The sequence below is a fragment of the Polynucleobacter sp. 73C-SIWE genome (assembly GCF_018882465.1).
Classification (GTDB): Bacteria; Pseudomonadota; Gammaproteobacteria; order Burkholderiales; family Burkholderiaceae; genus Polynucleobacter.
Genome location: NZ_JACVOK010000001.1, coordinates 857,114 through 873,368 on the forward strand (window position 1 = coordinate 857,114; position 16,255 = coordinate 873,368).

A 16,255-nucleotide genomic window follows, 5' to 3' on the forward strand; every position below is an offset into this window, starting at 1 on the left:
TTTATTGCACTAAGCACTGAGAAATAAAAAGGCTGCCATTGGCAGCCTTTTTATGTTTTTCAATACAGGCCTACTTATTCAACAGCCTTAACCATATCCTCAACTACTTTCTTCGCATCACCGAAGACCATCATGGTTTTATCCATGTAGAAGAGTTCATTATCAAGGCCGGCATAACCTGCAGCCATGGAGCGCTTGTTAACGATGATCGTTTTGGCTTTGAATGCTTCCAGGATCGGCATGCCAAAGATTGGGCTACCTGGTGTGCGTGCTGCTGGGTTTACCACGTCGTTTGCGCCAAGCACTAACACTACGTCAGCCTGACCAAAGTCGCTGTTGATGTCTTCCATCTCAAACACTTGATCGTAAGGAACTTCAGCTTCAGCCAAGAGTACGTTCATGTGACCAGGCATACGACCTGCAACTGGGTGAATCGCATACTTTACAGTGACACCATGGTGAGTCAGTTTTTCAGTTAACTCTTTCAAAGCATGCTGTGCACGGGCAACTGCTAATCCGTAACCAGGAACAATGATGACTGTATCTGCGTTTTCCATGAGGAAGGCAGCGTCTTCTGGGGAGCCAGTTTTGTAGTTCTTAGGAGCGCCATCATCAGCACCACCAGCAGCAGCTTCAGCACCGAATCCACCAAGCAATACTGCAACGATGGAGCGATTCATAGCCTTACACATGATGTAAGAAAGAATCGCGCCTGAAGAGCCCACGCAAGCGCCAGCAATAATTAATACAGGGTTATTCAATGTGAAACCAATACCTGCTGCAGCCCAACCGGAGTAACTGTTGAGCATAGAAACCACAACTGGCATATCAGCGCCACCAATAGGGATGATCAAAGTAATACCTAATACCAAAGCAATTGCACACATGGCCAAGAAGGCTGCGTGGCTATCGCCCATGTAATAGGCAATGCCTGCACCAACCATCGAAATCGCTAAGATCAAGTTCAGTAAATGCTGACCAGAGAAGGTAACTGGCTTACCGCTGACCTTGCCAGACAATTTGCCGAATGCAATCACAGAAGCAGTAAAGGTAATTGCACCAATAAATGCGCCAATAAAGAGTTCAATCTTTTGGGCGCCAGTATGGGCTTGTGCAGGATTAAATACTGCAGCAATCGCAATTAATACTGCTGATAAACCAACAAACGAGTGCATCAAAGCAACAAGCTCTGGCATCTTAGTCATCTGCACACGTTTAGCAGCAATCGTACCGATAATTGCGCCGCCAACAATTGCAGCAATGATCAGCGAAAAGACTGGCTTGAAGTCAGGAATCAAGAAAGTGGTAATGACCGCTAGGAGCATACCAATCATGCCAAAAGTATTACCTTGGCGTGAAGTAGTTGGTGAAGAAAGTCCACGCAAAGCGAGGATGAACAACACCGATGAAATGAGATAGGAAATTGCAGTTATGTTTGACATTATTTGGTCTCTTTAAATCTCTATGAGGATCTTGTTCTCGTTTTATTTAGTTCCAGCCGCATCTGCTTTAGGAGCCTTCTTCTTGAACATCTCCAGCATGCGACGGGTGACCATAAAACCACCAAAAATATTGATGGAAGCTAGGAATACTGCAACAGCACCAATAATGCTGGTGAGAGTGATCTCATCGCCGCCAATAACTTCGGTTTGCAAGAGTGCGCCAACAATGATGATGCCGGAGATGGCATTAGTAACCGCCATCAGAGGGGTATGCAATGCTGGAGTAACGTTCCAAACCACGTGGTAGCCAACAAAAATGGCCAACACAAACACAGTGATGTTTTGGACTGTGAGGATGCTTTGAAAAGCAGCGAGATCCATGATATTTCCTTAGTCTAAATTTGTTCTATGAGTTTTTGCGGACGGCTTGACCATCACGACACATTAAGCAGGCAGTAACGATATCGTCATCAGTAGGGATAAGCAATTTCGCATCTTTATCAACAATGAGTTTCATAAAGTCGATCAAGTTACGTGAATAAAGTGCTGACGCATCTGCTGCAACCATGCTAGCAAGGTTGGTGTAGCCCACAATCTTGACGCCATTAACTTCAGTAATCTTGTCAGCTTGAGTCAGTGGGCAGTTACCAGAGCCGTTATCACCACGACCAGCCGCAATATCAATCACGATAGAGCCAGGTTTCATATTAGTAACAGTGTCACTATGCAATAAGACTGGTGGCTTGCGGCCTGGAATCAAAGCAGTGGTAATGACAATGTCAGCTTGCTGAGCGCGTTCAGCAACTAAGGCTGCTTGACGCTTCATCCAAGCCTCTGGCATCGGTCTTGCATAGCCACCAACGCCTTGAGCGATTTCGCGTTCTTCATCAGTTTCGTAGGGAACATCAACAAACTTAGCACCCAAAGATTCGATTTGCTCTTTAGCGGCTGGGCGAACGTCAGATGCTTCAATCACAGCGCCTAAGCGCTTGGCGGTAGCAATAGCTTGTAAGCCTGCAACACCGGCACCCAAGATGAGTACGCGAGCTGCTTTGACAGTTCCTGCTGCAGTCATGAGCATTGGCATAAAGCGCTGATACTCATTTGCAGCAATCATGACAGCTTTGTAGCCGGCAATGTTTGCTTGTGAAGACAGTACATCCATGCTTTGGGCGCGAGTTGTGCGAGGAGCAGCTTCTAATGAGAATGCTGTTACGCCTTGCGCTGCCATTGCAGCAATATTATCGTTATCAAATGGATCAAGCATGCCGATGAGTACGCTGCCAGATTTAATTTGTTTGAGTTCAGCTGCCTCAGGCGCTCGCACCTTGAGCACAATCTCGGCACCAAATGCATCAGCTGCGCTACCAACGGAAGCACCTACAGCTTTGTATGCGGAGTCTGGTTGACTTGCGTGGACGCCGGCGTCTTTTTGAATGACAACGCTATGACCTTGGCTAATCAGTTTTTTTACGGTTTCTGGTGTGGCGGCTACTCGAGTTTCCCCAGGCCTTGTTTCCAGCGGCACTCCTATGCGCATGGCATGTCTCCAAAAGCAAAAATTTTAAAAGTCTATTTTAAAGATAAACAGGCTAGGTTTTACCTATTTACTGAGCCCCAAGGTCTGCCGGCTATGGTTTTGCCTAAAATCATGCGAAGTCTGGTTGAGACTTCTACAATGGGGTTTATCTGTCTATAGAGTATTCTCGCATTTTTTTAATGAGTCAGCCTAATTGTTCGGTACCCCCCCTTAAAAAGCCCAGAAAAGTCGTTATCGGCATGTCTGGAGGGGTAGATTCGTCCGTAGCCGCCTGGATGCTCAAAGAGCAGGGTTATGAAGTTATCGGTCTTTTTATGAAGAATTGGGAGGATGACGATAACGATGAGTATTGCTCAGCCCGCCAGGATTGGCTTGATGTGGTCTCCGTAGCTGATCTGATAGGTATTGACGTTGAGGCAGTCAATTTTGCTGCTGAATACCGCGAACGCGTATTTGCTGAGTTTTTGCGTGAATACGCTGCAGGGCGAACCCCAAATCCCGATGTTCTCTGCAATGCTGAGATTAAGTTCAAAGCCTTCTTGGATCACGCCATGAGTTTGGGTGCTGATGCAATTGCTACTGGGCACTATGCCAGGGTCCGCCATGAGGGTGGAAAAGTGCAATTATTAAAAGCGCTGGATTCTAGTAAAGACCAGAGTTATTTTTTGCACCGCTTAACGCAACAGCAATTAGCTAATGTTTTATTTCCGCTGGGAGAGATTCCGAAAACGGAAGTGCGCACCATTGCTGAAAAAATTGGTTTACACAATGCACGGAAAAAAGATAGCACCGGAATTTGTTTTATTGGCGAACGTCCCTTTAGAGAATTCTTGAATCGTTATCTACCCCGCACACCAGGACCCATTAAAACTCCTGATGGCAAGACTGTCGGCGAGCATATGGGCTTAGCCTTTTTCACTTTGGGACAGCGTAAGGGAATCGGTTTGGGTGGTAGCCAGGATGGTAATGGTGATGCTTGGTATGTGGCACGCAAGGATATGGCGAATAACACGCTGTATGTGGCTCAGGGCCATGAACACCCGTGGCTGCTGGCTAAGGGCCTAGAGGCTATTGATGCGAGTTGGATTGCTGGTAGCTCGCCAGCCTCTGGGAACTATTCTGCGAAGACTCGTTATCGTCAAGCAGACTCTGCATGCACTTTAACTGCAAGCGCAGGCGATCTTACGTTTGTGTTAGGATTTCCGGATGCGCAATGGGCAGTAACGCCAGGGCAATCAGCCGTTTTATACGACGGTGATATTTGTTTGGGCGGAGGAATTATTTCTGCTTAGCCCAAATCAATTCTTTTAAATCCGTATTAGGCTGCTGGCGGTTCAGTTTCTATAAATGAAGGTCGCTGCAATAACTTTTGATAGAGACGATCTAAGTTTGGATATTGCGTCTGCCATTTCACATCTGGAAAACGGAGCAATAACCAACCAAGTGCACAGCCTGATGCAATATCAGCAAGCGTCATCTGGTTGCCGTGGCACCAGGCATTCTCACCCAAGATCTCAGACATTTGACGAAGTGAGTTTTGAATCTTGCCCATTTGGCGATCAACCCAAGCTGAGCTTTGCTCTTCAGCAGGGCGCCATGTGCGCTCGAGGCGGGCCAAAATGCCAGCATCCGTGATTCCATCAGCCAGGGCCTCCCAAGTCTTCACGCTCGCGCGCTCCCGGCTGTCAGCGGGTATGAGCTTGCTCACTGGGCTGAGGGCATCAGCGTATTCCGCGATAACGCGAGAGTCATAGAGAGACTCACCATCTTCCAGAATGAGGCAGGGAACCTTCCCCAAGGGGTTAGAAATGGCGATTTTGGTGTCTGCAGCCCAGACATTCTCTAATTGCAGGTCAACATCGACCTTTTTCTCTGAAAAAACGATACGTACCTTACGAACATAGGGGCTAGTGAGGGATCCGATAAGTTTCATAGGGGACAGTATAGCCATCCTAATGGAGGCCTGCTTAACCCCAGAACGCATTAAAATCAGGTTTTATTGACATATTCAATGCAAAGGCAATATTCGTGAGTCAGCCGCTTTCTACCCTCAATGCCCTTTCTCCTTTGGACGGCCGATATGCCGGGAAGTTAGATGCCTTGCGTCCATGGCTTTCTGAAGCTGCTTTTATGCGCCAGCGTGTGTTCGTAGAAATTCATTGGTTGTTGGCCCTAGCAGCCACTGGACTTCCCGATGTACCAAAAATTAATGCAGCCGATGAAGCGTTCTTACTATCGCTACCACAGAATTTCTCGGATGCTGATGCTCAGCGTATTAAAGATATTGAAGCGGTTACTAATCATGATGTCAAAGCGGTTGAATATTTCTTAAAAGAAAAAGTGGCAGGCAGGCCAGATCTATTTAAGGCGAGCGAATTTATTCACTTTGCCTGTACATCGGAAGATATTAATAACACTTCACATGGTTTGATGTTACGTGGCGCACGCGATGAAGTACTCCTGCCGCAACTTAGAAAAGTACTCTCTGTACTGACCGAACTTGCTCTTGAGCACGCTAAGGTGCCGTTGTTATCTCGCACTCATGGTCAGCCTGCTTCACCAAGTACGCTTGGTAAAGAAATTGCCAATATCGCAAAACGTTTAGAGCGTGCAATTGAATCAATTGCTGCAGCGCCATTGCTTGGCAAGATGAATGGTGCAGTAGGTAACTACAACGCGCATTTATCTGCCTTTCCAGATTTTGATTGGGAAAATTTTTCCAAGAATGTAGTTGAGAAGCGCCTTGGCCTCACTTTCAATCCTTACACCATTCAGATTGAGCCGCATGATGGTATGGCGCAGTTATTCGATGCGATTGCCCGTGCCAACACCATTCTTTTGGATATGGATCGCGACTTCTGGGCTTATATCTCTGTTGGTTATTTCAAGCAGCGTACTAAAGCTGGTGAGATTGGTTCATCAACCATGCCGCACAAAGTGAACCCTATTGATTTTGAAAACTCTGAGGGTAACTTGGGAGTTGCCAATGCATTACTGCGCCACCTTGCAGAAAAGTTACCAATCTCTCGTTGGCAGCGTGATCTCACTGATTCAACTGTTTTGCGTAATTTAGGTCCCGCATTTGGTCATAGCGTATTGGCTTATGACAGCGCTTTACGTGGCCTTGGTAAGTTAGAAGTAAATCATGCGGCGATTGCCGCAGATTTAGATTCGTGTTGGGAAGTATTGGCTGAGCCAGTACAAACCGTGATGCGTCGCTACGGCATTGAGAATCCCTACGAGCAGTTAAAAGAATTGACTCGTGGCAAGGGGATTAATCAAGCTGATTTACAAACCTTCATTCGCGGCTTAAAGATTCCAGAAGATGCAAAAGCACGTTTACTGGAAATGACACCATCCTCTTATCTTGGTAAGGCGGTCGAACTGACCGAACGTCTCAAAAAGTGAGTGTGAGCTCCGCTTCAGAATACGGGGCGCGTCCCCGAGTCTGGTTTGCTGCTTATCAATTGCTATGGCATCTTTTATTGCCGCTGGCATTTATTCGTCTAGCTTGGCGTGCACGACACTCCTTTGCCTATATGCATCACATTCCAGAGCGTCTTGGTTTTGGATATGACAAGCCGATTAAACAAGGTTCAATTTGGATTCATGCAGTCTCCGTAGGCGAGACCCGTGCTGCTCAGCCATTAATTGAGACTTATCTTGCTCGTGGCGAAACTATTTTGCTTACGCATATGACTTTAAATGGCCGTCGTACAGGTAAACAGTTATTTGCTAAGGAAATTGCTTCTGGGCAGATATGCCAGGTTTACTTGCCTTATGACCTTTGCTGGTCTGTTGAACATTTTCTGAAGACCTTTAAGCCAAAGCTTGGTCTCTTTATGGAGACCGAGGCGTGGCCAACGGTTGTTTTTCGTTGCGCAGAAATTGGCCTACCTTTATTTCTGGTGAATGCTCGCCTTTCCGAGAGAAGTGCGCGTCGTGTTAATCGATTTGGCAAAGCTGGGCGCGCATTATTTCAAGCATTTGCAGGAATCTTGGCACAAACTGATTTTGATGCACAGCGCTATCGAAGCCTTGGTGTGAAAAATATCAGCATCGTTGGCAATCTCAAATTCGATGTGCCACTCGATCCGCTACCAGTAGAACAAGGCAAGCTTTGGAAAAAAGAGTTACATGAAAGTCATCGTTTGATGGTCTGTGCGGCCAGTACTCGCGATGGTGAAGAGACCATCATTCTGAAGGCTTGGAAAGATTTACTGCTGAGCAATGCTTTTGAGACAGCGCCATTACTTTGCTTGGTGCCCCGCCACCCCGAAAGATTTGCAGAAGTCGCGGATGCTATTCGTTCGGCTGGATTAAAGTTCCGCCGTCGTACTGAATGGACAGGAATTCCAAGAGATTGCAGTGGCTTAGATGTAGTCTTGGGCGACTCCATGGGTGAAATGCCTATGTATTACAGCGCTGCTGATTTGGTGGTAATGGGCGGTAGTCTTTTGGCATTTGGCGGTCAAAATCTCATTGAAGCCTGTGCTGCGGGATGTCCAGTGCTCTTAGGTGAGCATACTTACAACTTCCAACAAGCTGCCTTGGATGCCATTCAGACTGGCGCCGCTAAGCGTATCGAGGGCGATCTATTGCTGACTGAGTCAATCGCCTTGATGCAAGCTTTGAAGGCCTTACTTTTGAATGATGCCGAACTTGCCAGTATGAGTCAGGCAGCTAAGACTTACTCAATTGATCATCAAGGTGCAACTAGGCGAATACTAGCCACCCTTGATCAACAAAACTTCTCGTTAAATTAGGTCTGCTTGACTTAAACACGCGCCCCAAAATTAGGGTCATCATTACGGGCATTGTCATCTGGCTTTTTGTCGCTCTTTGCCAAATCTTCACGCGTTACTCCAAGCCACATAGCCAAAGCGGCAGCTACGAATACTGAAGAGTAGATGCCAAACAAAATACCAATAGTGAGTGCTAGCGCAAAGTAGAAGAGGGTTGGGCCACCAAAAATCAGCATAGCTAAAACCATCATCTCAGTGCTACCGTGAGTAATCACAGTGCGGCTGATTGTGCTGGTAATTGCATTGTCAATAATTTCGCGGGTATTCATCTTGCGGTACTTGCGGAAATTTTCGCGAATACGGTCAAAGATCACCACGGATTCGTTTACAGAGTAACCCAGTACCGCCAAGACTGCTGCTAAGACTGAGAGTGAGAACTCCCATTGGAAGAAAGCAAAGAAACCTAAGATGATCACGATGTCGTGCAAGTTAGCAATAATGCCCGCCAGAGCAAATTTCCACTCAAAGCGGAAAGAGAGGTAAATCACAATACCGATAATCACAAAAATTAAGGCCTTTAAGCCATCCAAAGCAAGCTCTTCACCCACCTGAGGACCAACAAACTCTACGCGTTGCAGTTTGGCACCGCTGGTAGCAGGCTCAAGCGCTTGCATTACCGCTGCGCTTTGGTCTGCAGAAGAAATGAGTTTGCCTTCAGTATCTTTTTGCAAAGGCAGGCGAATCATGATGTCGCGTGAGCTACCAAAGTTCTGTATCTGTGTATCTGCGTAACCTAGTTTCTCAACCTTTGCGCGAATGGAATCTAGTGGCGCAGCTTGAGGATAGCTAACCTCCATTACCGTACCGCCGGTGAACTCAATCGAGAGGTGTAGGCCGTTGTGCCATAAAAAGAAGACTGCAGCTAAAAAGGTGATTAAAGAAATCGCATTGAGCGCCAATGCATGGCGCATAAAGGGGATATCTTTTTTGATCCGGAAAAATTCCATGGCTTATTTCTCCTGTGGTCGCCAAACTTGGCCAATAGCGAGTTTTTGAACCTTCTTGTGTCTGCCGTACCAGAGGTTGACAAGACCGCGCGAGAAGAAGACAGCCGAGAACATTGAAGTCAAAATACCTAAGCAGTGAACCACTGCAAAGCCTTTGATCGGGCCTGAGCCAAATGCCAGGAGCGCTAGACCAGCAATTAAGGTTGTCACGTTCGAGTCCAAAATTGTTGCCCAAGCTTTATCAAAGCCAACTGCAATTGCAGTTTGCGGCGCTGCGCCGTTGCGTAGCTCTTCACGAATACGTTCATTAATCAATACGTTAGAGTCAATCGCCATACCGAGTGCTAAGGCCATCGCGGCGATGCCTGGCAAAGTGAGGGTGGCTTGTAACATCGACAGTATAGAAATCAGCAGGAGTAAGTTCACTGCCAACGCAATGACTGAGAATGTGCCAAATAATAAGTAGTAAGCCATCATGAAAATGGCAATTGCGCCAAAGCCAATCAAGAGTGACTTGAAGCCCTTCTCAATATTCTCCGCACCTAAGCTTGGTCCAATGGTGCGCTCTTCAATAATTTCCATTGGGGCAGCCAAAGAACCTGCGCGTAGTAAGAGAGCTAAGTCATTAGCGCTAGCGGTAGTGGGCTGGCCTGTAATCTGAAACTTAGACCCAAATTCGCTTTGAATAGTAGCAATGGTCAACACTTCACCCTTGCCTTTTTCAAACAAAATCATGCCCATAGGCTTGCCAATATTCTCGCGTGTCACTTCTTGCATGACGCGGCCACCCGCAGCATCGAGGGAGATGTTTACAGCGGGGCGTTGATTTTGATCAAAGCCAGCACTTGCATCCGTAATGCGATCGCCACTGAAGATGACCGACTTCTTAAATACGCCTAAACGGTTTTCACCAAAACGGAAGGTATCCATGCCTGGAGGTGGCGTCTCGCCAATCCCAATTGTGGAAACGAGTGGATCAGCTAAGCGAGACTCTAAGGTCGCTGTTCGACCAATAATATCTTTGGCACGTGCAGTATCTTGAACACCTGGTAACTGCACCACGATACGTTCAGCACCTTGTTGTTGAATCACTGGCTCTTTAACTGCCAACTCATTCACACGCTTATTTAGGGTGATGATGTTTTGTTTAACAGCGTTATCTTGAATCTCTTTTAATGCGGTTGGTTTAAATTCACCAACTAATTTTGGTGATAGGCCTGTTGGCTTGACTTGCCAAGTGAGTTCTGGTTGAGCTGATTGTAAAACTGCACGAGCTGCATCAGCATCAGCTGTACTGCCAAAATTAATTGTGATGCTATCTGTGCCACGCTCAATACCTTGGTGGCGAATATTTTTATCGCGTAATTGCGAACGAATATCAGTTGCCAAAGAAGTAACCTTCTTTTGAACCGCGCCTTTCATGTCGACCTGCAGCAGGAAGTAAACACCACCTCGCAAGTCAAGGCCCAAAGGCATCGGTAGGGCGTTAATGGAATTTAACCAATCTGGCGTATTCGATAAAAGGTTTAAAGCAACCGTGAAATTCGGGTCGCTCTGATCGACGTTAATCTTTTGCTGCAATAGATCGCGTGCACGTAATTGAATATCGGTATTGTTGAAGCGAATCTTGATAGAGCCAACATTGTTGGCATTTTCAAAGAAGATGCCAGTGTTACTGATATCGGCATCAGACAAAATCTTTTCAACACGAGCTTGTGTCGCCAAATCAACCTTGATGGTTGGTTTGGCGGAAGAGATCTGAACCGCTGGAGCCTCACCGTAGAAATTCGGGATTGAATATAGTCCGCCAATGAGTAAGGCAACGACGATAACTAGATATTTCCAGAGAGGGTAGCGATTCATATTGAGATACTTTTAAACAAAGCTATTAAGCAGACTTTAATGTGCCTTTAGGCAATACATTGGTGATAGCACCTTTTTGTAATTGCACTTCAGTGCCGGCTGAAATCTCAACAGTTACCACTGCATCTTTGAGTGCTGTTACTTTGCCCATGATGCCGCCGACTGTTACCACTTCATCGCCAACTGCTAATGCTTCAAGCATGGCTTTAGTTTCTTTTTGACGCTTCATTTGTGGGCGAATCATGATGAAGTACAAAACTGCAAACATCAAAACCAATGGCAGGAAACTCATTAAGCCACCAGAATCTGGACCCGCAGCTGGGGCTTGGGCAAAAGCGTTACTAATCCACATACAAAACCTCCGTTAAAGACTATTTGGAAACTGTTTCAGTTTTAGGCTTTTAAGTAAAGCCGTAAACCCGCAATTCTAAACTGTGCGGGGCTTTGGAGGTGATTTGGAGGGGGATAGGCCTCCGTAGGGTTATTAATCCTGGCCGGGCTCAACCCCACGCTGGCGATTCTGGTGGAATTCTTCTCGGTAGGCGCTAAAACGGTCTTTGCTTAAGGCCTCTCTCACCTCAGTCATGAGCTGGAGGTAATAGGATAGATTGTGGATGGTATTGAGTTGGGATCCTAGAATCTCATTCGCCTTTTGGAGGTGATTTAAGTAGGATCTAGTGAAGTTTTGGCAGGTATAGCAGGTGCAGGTAGGGTCCAGCGGCCGATCATCGTCCTTGTAGCCGGAATTGCGCAATTTGAGGTCGCCAAAGCGGGTAAATAGCCAGCCATTACGAGCATTGCGGGTAGGCATCACGCAATCAAACATATCAATGCCTAGGCTAACACCTAACATGAGATCTTCGGGGGTGCCAACACCCATCAAATAGTGAGGCATATGTTCTGGTAGTTTAGGCGCCGTGAAATTCAAGATACGCTCGAACTCGGGTTTGGGCTCACCAACGGAGAGGCCTCCAATCGCAATCCCATCAAAGCCTTGTTGGCTGACCGCATCTAATGAGAATTCCCGTAGATTTTCGAACATGCCGCCTTGGACGATGCCAAATAGGCCGTTACCAGTATTAAGCTCTCTAAATCGTCTGAGTGAACGATCGCCCCAGCGAAGTGACATCTCTAGTGATGACCGCGCTGTTTTTTCTGAAGTGGGTTGTCCCTTGATTTCGTAAGGGGTGCATTCATCGAACTGCATGGCGATATCACTGTTCAAGACTGCCTGAATTTCCATCGATACTTCTGGTGACATAAATAGTTTGTCACCATTAATGGGCGATGCAAAGGTCACACCTTCTTCAGAGATCTTGCGCAATGCCCCTAGACTAAATACCTGAAAGCCACCGGAATCAGTTAGGATCGGTTTGTCCCAAGCCATGAAGCGATGTAAGCCACCATGTTTTTTGATGACGTCTAAACCAGGACGCAACCAAAGATGAAAGGTATTGCCTAAAATAATTTGTGCTTTTGCTTCATTCAAATCCCGCGGGGTCATTGCCTTCACGGTGCCATATGTACCAACGGGCATAAAAATAGGCGTCTGGACACTGCCATGCGGAAGATCAAGTTGACCAAGACGAGCAGGACTTTGTGAGTCGCGTGCCAATATATTGAAGTGAACAGGTTTGGTCATGATTTTGTATTCTCAAGTCGGCATAAAAACATCGCATCTCCGTAACTAAAGAAACGATACTTCTGAGCTATGGCATGTTGGTAGGCGGCACGGATATTATCTATTCCCGCAAAAGCACTCACCAGCATCAATAGGGTGGATTTTGGCAGATGAAAGTTGGTCAGCAAACAATCTACTGTTTTGAACTCAAATCCCGGTGTGATGAAAAGATTAGTTTCGCCACTGCTTTGCTGGCTAATGGCTTGGCTCTCAAGGGCTCTCAGGCTGGTGGTGCCTACAGCAATAACCCGTCCACCTTTTTGTTTAGTTTCCTCAATCACCTGCAAAGTTTCTGCTGGAATCGAGAACCACTCATGATGCATCTTGTGTTTTGTTAGATCCTCTTCACGAACTGGGGTAAAGGTACCCGCTCCTACATGCAGGGTAATTGTTGCTTGATTGATTCCTAAATTATTTAATTGCTTCAGAATAGTCTCATCAAAATGAAGTCCTGCAGTTGGCGCTGCTACTGCACCTGGATTTTTTGCTACAACAGTTTGGTAGCGCTGCGCATCTTCACTATCGGGTTGGTGTTCGATATAAGGTGGTAGCGGTAATTCACCAAAACGTTCGAGTAGCTCAAAAACATTTTCTGGAAAACGGACCTCATAAAAGCGCCCATCGTATCCAAGCATCTCCACTGGAAAAGTTTCTCCTGCCTGATTGTGAATCTGAACAATCGAGCCAGTCTTAGGTACCTTCGATGCTCTGATCTGAACCCAAGCTTGTCTATCACCGCTAATACGCTCGATGAGAAGCTCGACATTGCCGCCAGTCTCTTTTTTGCCGTGTAATCTTGCTGGGATTACTTTGGTGTCATTAAATACCAATAAATCGCCTGGCTTGATAATGCTAAGAATGTCCTTAAACTGACGATCAATTACTTGGACGTGACTACCCCCATCGGCCTTGACCTCTAGGAGGCGGCTATCGGTTCTATTTGCCAAAGGGTGTTGGGCAATTAGGTCGGCAGGAAGTTCGTAATTGAAGTCAGAGAGTTGCATAGCATTACCATCAGGTATTAGATTTTAACGATGACTACCAAACAAGCGCCAAGCACACTCCAGAAAATGGGTTTAGACAGCCCAATGGCTCTTGCTTTGCATCTTCCATCCCGCTATGAAGATGAGACTGAGCTATTCACGATTGAAGAGGCCTTAAATCAGGGCAGGTTTAGTTCAGCCCAAACCCAGGGGGTCGTGATCCGAAATCAGGTCTTATTTAGACCTAGAAGACAGATGTTGGTCACCATTGAAGATGACACCGCAACTTTGCAGCTACGTTTCCTCAATTTCTACCCAAGCCAGCAAAAGCAAATGGCAGTGGGCGCGCATATTCGAGTACGCGGTGATGTGCGTGAAGGATTTCAGGGCCCAGAAATGGTCCATCCCACCGTTAAGGCTATAGCAGCAGATGCTCCCTTGCCAATGAGTCTGACCCCAGTCTATCCAGCAAGTGCCGGCGTTTCTCAAACAATCATTCGCAAAGCAGTTGGACAGGCCTTGCGTGATCCAAGCTTGCGAGATAGTCTGGCTGAGTTCTTACCCAAGCAGTTAATGACAGAACTGCTTCCAAGTAATGATTGGCCAAGCCTACAAGCCGCTATTACCTATTTACATCAGCCGCCTGCTGATGCTGATACTCAAGCCTTGTTAGAGCGCACAGATCCTGCATGGCGCCGCGTGCAGTTCGAAGAATTGCTCGCGCAACAAATTTCTTTGAAACGTGCTCATGCGACTCGAAGAGAGCGGCATGCCCCAAGCTTTGCAAAGCCATTAAAAGAGCCAAGTCTGGAGACTGGCTTACTTAAGGCGCTTCCTTTTCAATTAACTGGAGCCCAAGACCGCGTGTGGTTAGAGATTGCTAAGGATCTAGAGAACTCATTTCCAATGAACCGTCTCTTGCAAGGGGACGTAGGTAGCGGCAAGACGGTAGTCGCTGCCTTAGCAGCGGCACGCGTGATGGATCATGGCTATCAAGCTGCGGTCATGGCGCCTACTGAAATCTTGGCGGAGCAGCATTACTTAAAAATGAAAGAGTGGTTTGAACCATTAGGGGTACGCATTGCTTGGCTGTCTGGTAGTTTGAAGGCAAAAGAAAAAAGGTTGGCTCAGGAAATGATTGAGAGTGGACAAGCTCAACTCGTTATTGGCACTCATGCACTAATTCAGGAGAGTGTTAGCTTTTCCAAGTTAGGCTTAGCAGTGATTGATGAGCAACATCGCTTTGGAGTTAGGCAGCGCTTAGAAATACAGCAAAGACTTGGATCAGAATTGTTCTATTGTCATCAATTGATGATGTCAGCAACGCCAATTCCTCGTACCTTGGCTATGACCTATTATGCTGATCTCGATGTATCTGTCATTGATGAGCTACCTCCAGGCCGCAAACCAATTAATACTAAGGTGGTCAAGGCAACTCGTCGTGATGAGGTGATTGGCGGTTTACAAAGCTGGCTATCCAAAGGCCTACAAGCCTATTGGGTTTGCCCTTTGATAGAAGAATCTGAGGTTTTGCAATTGCAAACTGCCGTTGAGAGTTTTGAGCAGTTAACACAGGCTTTACCAAATTTTAAAGTGGGCCTAGTGCATGGTCGTCTAAAGGCAGAAGAAAAAGCAGCGGTGATGGCCGCATTTAAAGCCAATGAAATTCAGTTATTGGTTGCCACTACAGTCATTGAGGTTGGTGTGGATGTTCCCAATGCAGCATTAATGGTGATCGAGCATGCTGAACGCTTTGGCTATGCTCAAATTCATCAATTGCGTGGACGTGTAGGTCGCGGCTCAGCCGATTCAGTTTGCATCTTGATGTATGCGGAGCCCTTATCAATGGCGGCTAAAGAGCGCTTGCAAACCTTGCGTGAAGTATCGGATGGCTTTGTCATTGCAGAGCGCGACCTTTCCCTGCGTGGCCCTGGTGAACTGCTTGGAGCTAAGCAATCTGGTGATGCCATGTTGCGGTTTGTCGATTTACAGCGCGATGCTTGGTTAATTGAATTGGCTCAACAGGCAGCTGAGCGCTTGCTAGCAGAGCATGCAGATCTAGTGGAGCGTCATCTGGAGCGCTGGCTAGGATCCCGCGCTGAATTTTTAAAGGCGTGATAATTACCTCATGTCTTTAAATGATCGCCTTATCTCTTATGCTTATCTCATTCGATTGGATAAGCCAATTGGCACCTTATTGCTTTTATGGCCAACGCTATGGGCCTTATGGCTGGCTAGTAGTGGAATGCCCGATCCCAAAATCTTATTGATATTCGTAGTGGGTACTTTTTTGATGCGTAGCGCAGGATGTGCAATAAATGATTACGCGGATCGCAACTTTGATCTTCATGTTCAGAGAACGCAAGGGCGTCCAGTGACCAGCGGCAAGATTTCTGGAAAAGAGGCTGTATTGATTGCTGCATTATTGGCCTTGATTGCATTCCTCCTCATTCAGCCGCTCAATGATTACACCAAGAAGCTTTCCGTTTTTGCATTAGTGGTAGCGTTCATTTATCCCTTTACTAAACGCTTCTTTGCAATACCGCAAGCTATTCTGGGTATTGCGTTTGGCTTTGGTATCCCCATGGCATATGCCGCCATCTTGAATATGATTCCATTAGAAGCATGGATCTTATTTGTGGGAAATATTTTTTGGGCGATAGCTTACGACACTGCCTATGCCATGGTCGATCGGGAGGATGATCTGCGCTTAGGCTTACGTACTTCAGCAATCACTTTTGGACAATATGATGTTCTGGCAATCGCTATTAGTTATGCCATCTTATTTATTAGTCAAATTTGGGTTGCGCAATTAGCCAACTTAAGTAATTACTTTTTAGTCGGGTGGTTTATAGCTCTAGCTTGCGCTATTTATCACCTGAAACTGATTTCTACGCGTCAGCGTGAGGAATGCTTTGCGGCTTTTCGCCACAATAACTGGCTAGGTGGATTTTTATTTCTGGGAATTGTGCTTGGGCTTAGCCTGAGCTAAGA

14 protein-coding genes are annotated in these 16,255 nt (G+C 46.5%); 5 read left to right on the forward strand and 9 right to left on the reverse strand.

Features of this window, described 5'->3' with window-relative positions; all coding sequences use genetic code 11:
* Nucleotides 1-74 precede the first annotated feature (74 nt).
* The 3 genes from ICN17_RS04490 to ICN17_RS04500 are packed head-to-tail and all read right to left on the reverse strand — an operon-like array spanning nucleotide 75 to nucleotide 2,982.
* Entirely contained in the window at nucleotides 75-1,442 is a 1,368-nt protein-coding gene (locus ICN17_RS04490; protein ID WP_087909489.1) for an NAD(P)(+) transhydrogenase (Re/Si-specific) subunit beta, read from the reverse strand.
* A 42-nt stretch (nucleotides 1,443-1,484) separates the two neighbouring features.
* Nucleotides 1,485-1,823, reverse strand: coding sequence for a proton-translocating transhydrogenase family protein (locus ICN17_RS04495; RefSeq protein ID WP_011903634.1), 339 nt, complete (start codon nucleotides 1,821-1,823; stop codon nucleotides 1,485-1,487).
* Between the two features lie 25 nt (nucleotides 1,824-1,848).
* Complete coding sequence (locus tag ICN17_RS04500) at nucleotides 1,849-2,982, reverse strand: Re/Si-specific NAD(P)(+) transhydrogenase subunit alpha (RefSeq protein ID WP_216236309.1); 1,134 nt, start codon at nucleotides 2,980-2,982, stop codon at nucleotides 1,849-1,851.
* Between the two features lie 179 nt (nucleotides 2,983-3,161).
* On the opposite strand from ICN17_RS04500, the gene mnmA reads away from it, so the two are divergent.
* Entirely contained in the window at nucleotides 3,162-4,274 is a 1,113-nt protein-coding gene (mnmA, locus tag ICN17_RS04505; protein WP_216236310.1) for a tRNA 2-thiouridine(34) synthase MnmA, read from the forward strand.
* 26 nt (nucleotides 4,275-4,300) lie between these two features.
* Here the strand turns inward: mnmA and ICN17_RS04510 are convergent, their stop codons facing one another.
* Nucleotides 4,301-4,915, reverse strand: coding sequence for a glutathione S-transferase N-terminal domain-containing protein (locus tag ICN17_RS04510; protein WP_216236311.1), 615 nt, complete (start codon nucleotides 4,913-4,915; stop codon nucleotides 4,301-4,303).
* A 95-nt stretch (nucleotides 4,916-5,010) separates the two neighbouring features.
* Here ICN17_RS04510 and purB point away from each other — a divergent pair, with 95 nt between their 5' ends.
* Together purB and ICN17_RS04520 are read left to right on the forward strand one after the other, a co-directional pair.
* Nucleotides 5,011-6,390, forward strand: coding sequence for an adenylosuccinate lyase (gene purB, locus ICN17_RS04515; protein ID WP_216236312.1), 1,380 nt, complete (start codon nucleotides 5,011-5,013; stop codon nucleotides 6,388-6,390).
* A gap of 2 nt (nucleotides 6,391-6,392) precedes the next feature.
* Entirely contained in the window at nucleotides 6,393-7,748 is a 1,356-nt protein-coding gene (locus ICN17_RS04520) for a 3-deoxy-D-manno-octulosonic acid transferase (protein WP_370625945.1), read from the forward strand.
* 11 nt (nucleotides 7,749-7,759) lie between these two features.
* On the opposite strand, the gene secF is transcribed toward ICN17_RS04520, so the two are convergent.
* The 5 genes from secF to queA all read right to left on the reverse strand — a co-directional run bounded on the left by secF (nucleotide 7,760) and on the right by queA (nucleotide 13,282).
* Nucleotides 7,760-8,734 (reverse strand): protein translocase subunit SecF, encoded by a 975-nt coding sequence (secF, locus tag ICN17_RS04525; protein WP_216236314.1) that lies wholly within the window; start codon nucleotides 8,732-8,734, stop codon nucleotides 7,760-7,762.
* 3 nt (nucleotides 8,735-8,737) lie between these two features.
* Nucleotides 8,738-10,597 (reverse strand): protein translocase subunit SecD, encoded by a 1,860-nt coding sequence (gene secD / locus ICN17_RS04530; RefSeq protein WP_216236315.1) that lies wholly within the window; start codon nucleotides 10,595-10,597, stop codon nucleotides 8,738-8,740.
* Between the two features lie 25 nt (nucleotides 10,598-10,622).
* Nucleotides 10,623-10,949 carry a preprotein translocase subunit YajC gene (gene yajC / locus ICN17_RS04535; protein ID WP_087909480.1) on the reverse strand — a complete coding sequence of 109 codons (327 nt, stop codon included), beginning with the start codon at nucleotides 10,947-10,949 and terminating at the stop codon, nucleotides 10,623-10,625.
* Nucleotides 10,950-11,081: 132 nt separating this feature from the next.
* The gene (gene tgt / locus ICN17_RS04540) at nucleotides 11,082-12,239 is read right to left on the reverse strand and encodes a tRNA guanosine(34) transglycosylase Tgt (RefSeq protein WP_216236316.1); all 1,158 of its coding nucleotides are present in this window, start codon (nucleotides 12,237-12,239) and stop codon (nucleotides 11,082-11,084) included.
* Complete coding sequence (gene queA / locus ICN17_RS04545) at nucleotides 12,236-13,282, reverse strand: tRNA preQ1(34) S-adenosylmethionine ribosyltransferase-isomerase QueA (protein WP_216236317.1); 1,047 nt, start codon at nucleotides 13,280-13,282, stop codon at nucleotides 12,236-12,238. Before queA ends, tgt begins: the two co-directional genes overlap by 4 nt.
* 30 nt (nucleotides 13,283-13,312) lie before the next feature.
* On the opposite strand from queA, the gene recG reads away from it, so the two are divergent.
* Together recG and ubiA are read left to right on the forward strand one after the other, a co-directional pair.
* Nucleotides 13,313-15,379: an ATP-dependent DNA helicase RecG gene (gene recG, locus ICN17_RS04550; protein ID WP_216236318.1), complete on the forward strand. Its 2,067-nt coding sequence runs from the start codon at nucleotides 13,313-13,315 to the stop codon at nucleotides 15,377-15,379.
* A gap of 10 nt (nucleotides 15,380-15,389) precedes the next feature.
* The gene (gene ubiA, locus ICN17_RS04555; protein ID WP_216236319.1) at nucleotides 15,390-16,253 is read left to right on the forward strand and encodes a 4-hydroxybenzoate octaprenyltransferase; all 864 of its coding nucleotides are present in this window, start codon (nucleotides 15,390-15,392) and stop codon (nucleotides 16,251-16,253) included.
* Nucleotides 16,254-16,255 lie beyond the last annotated feature (2 nt).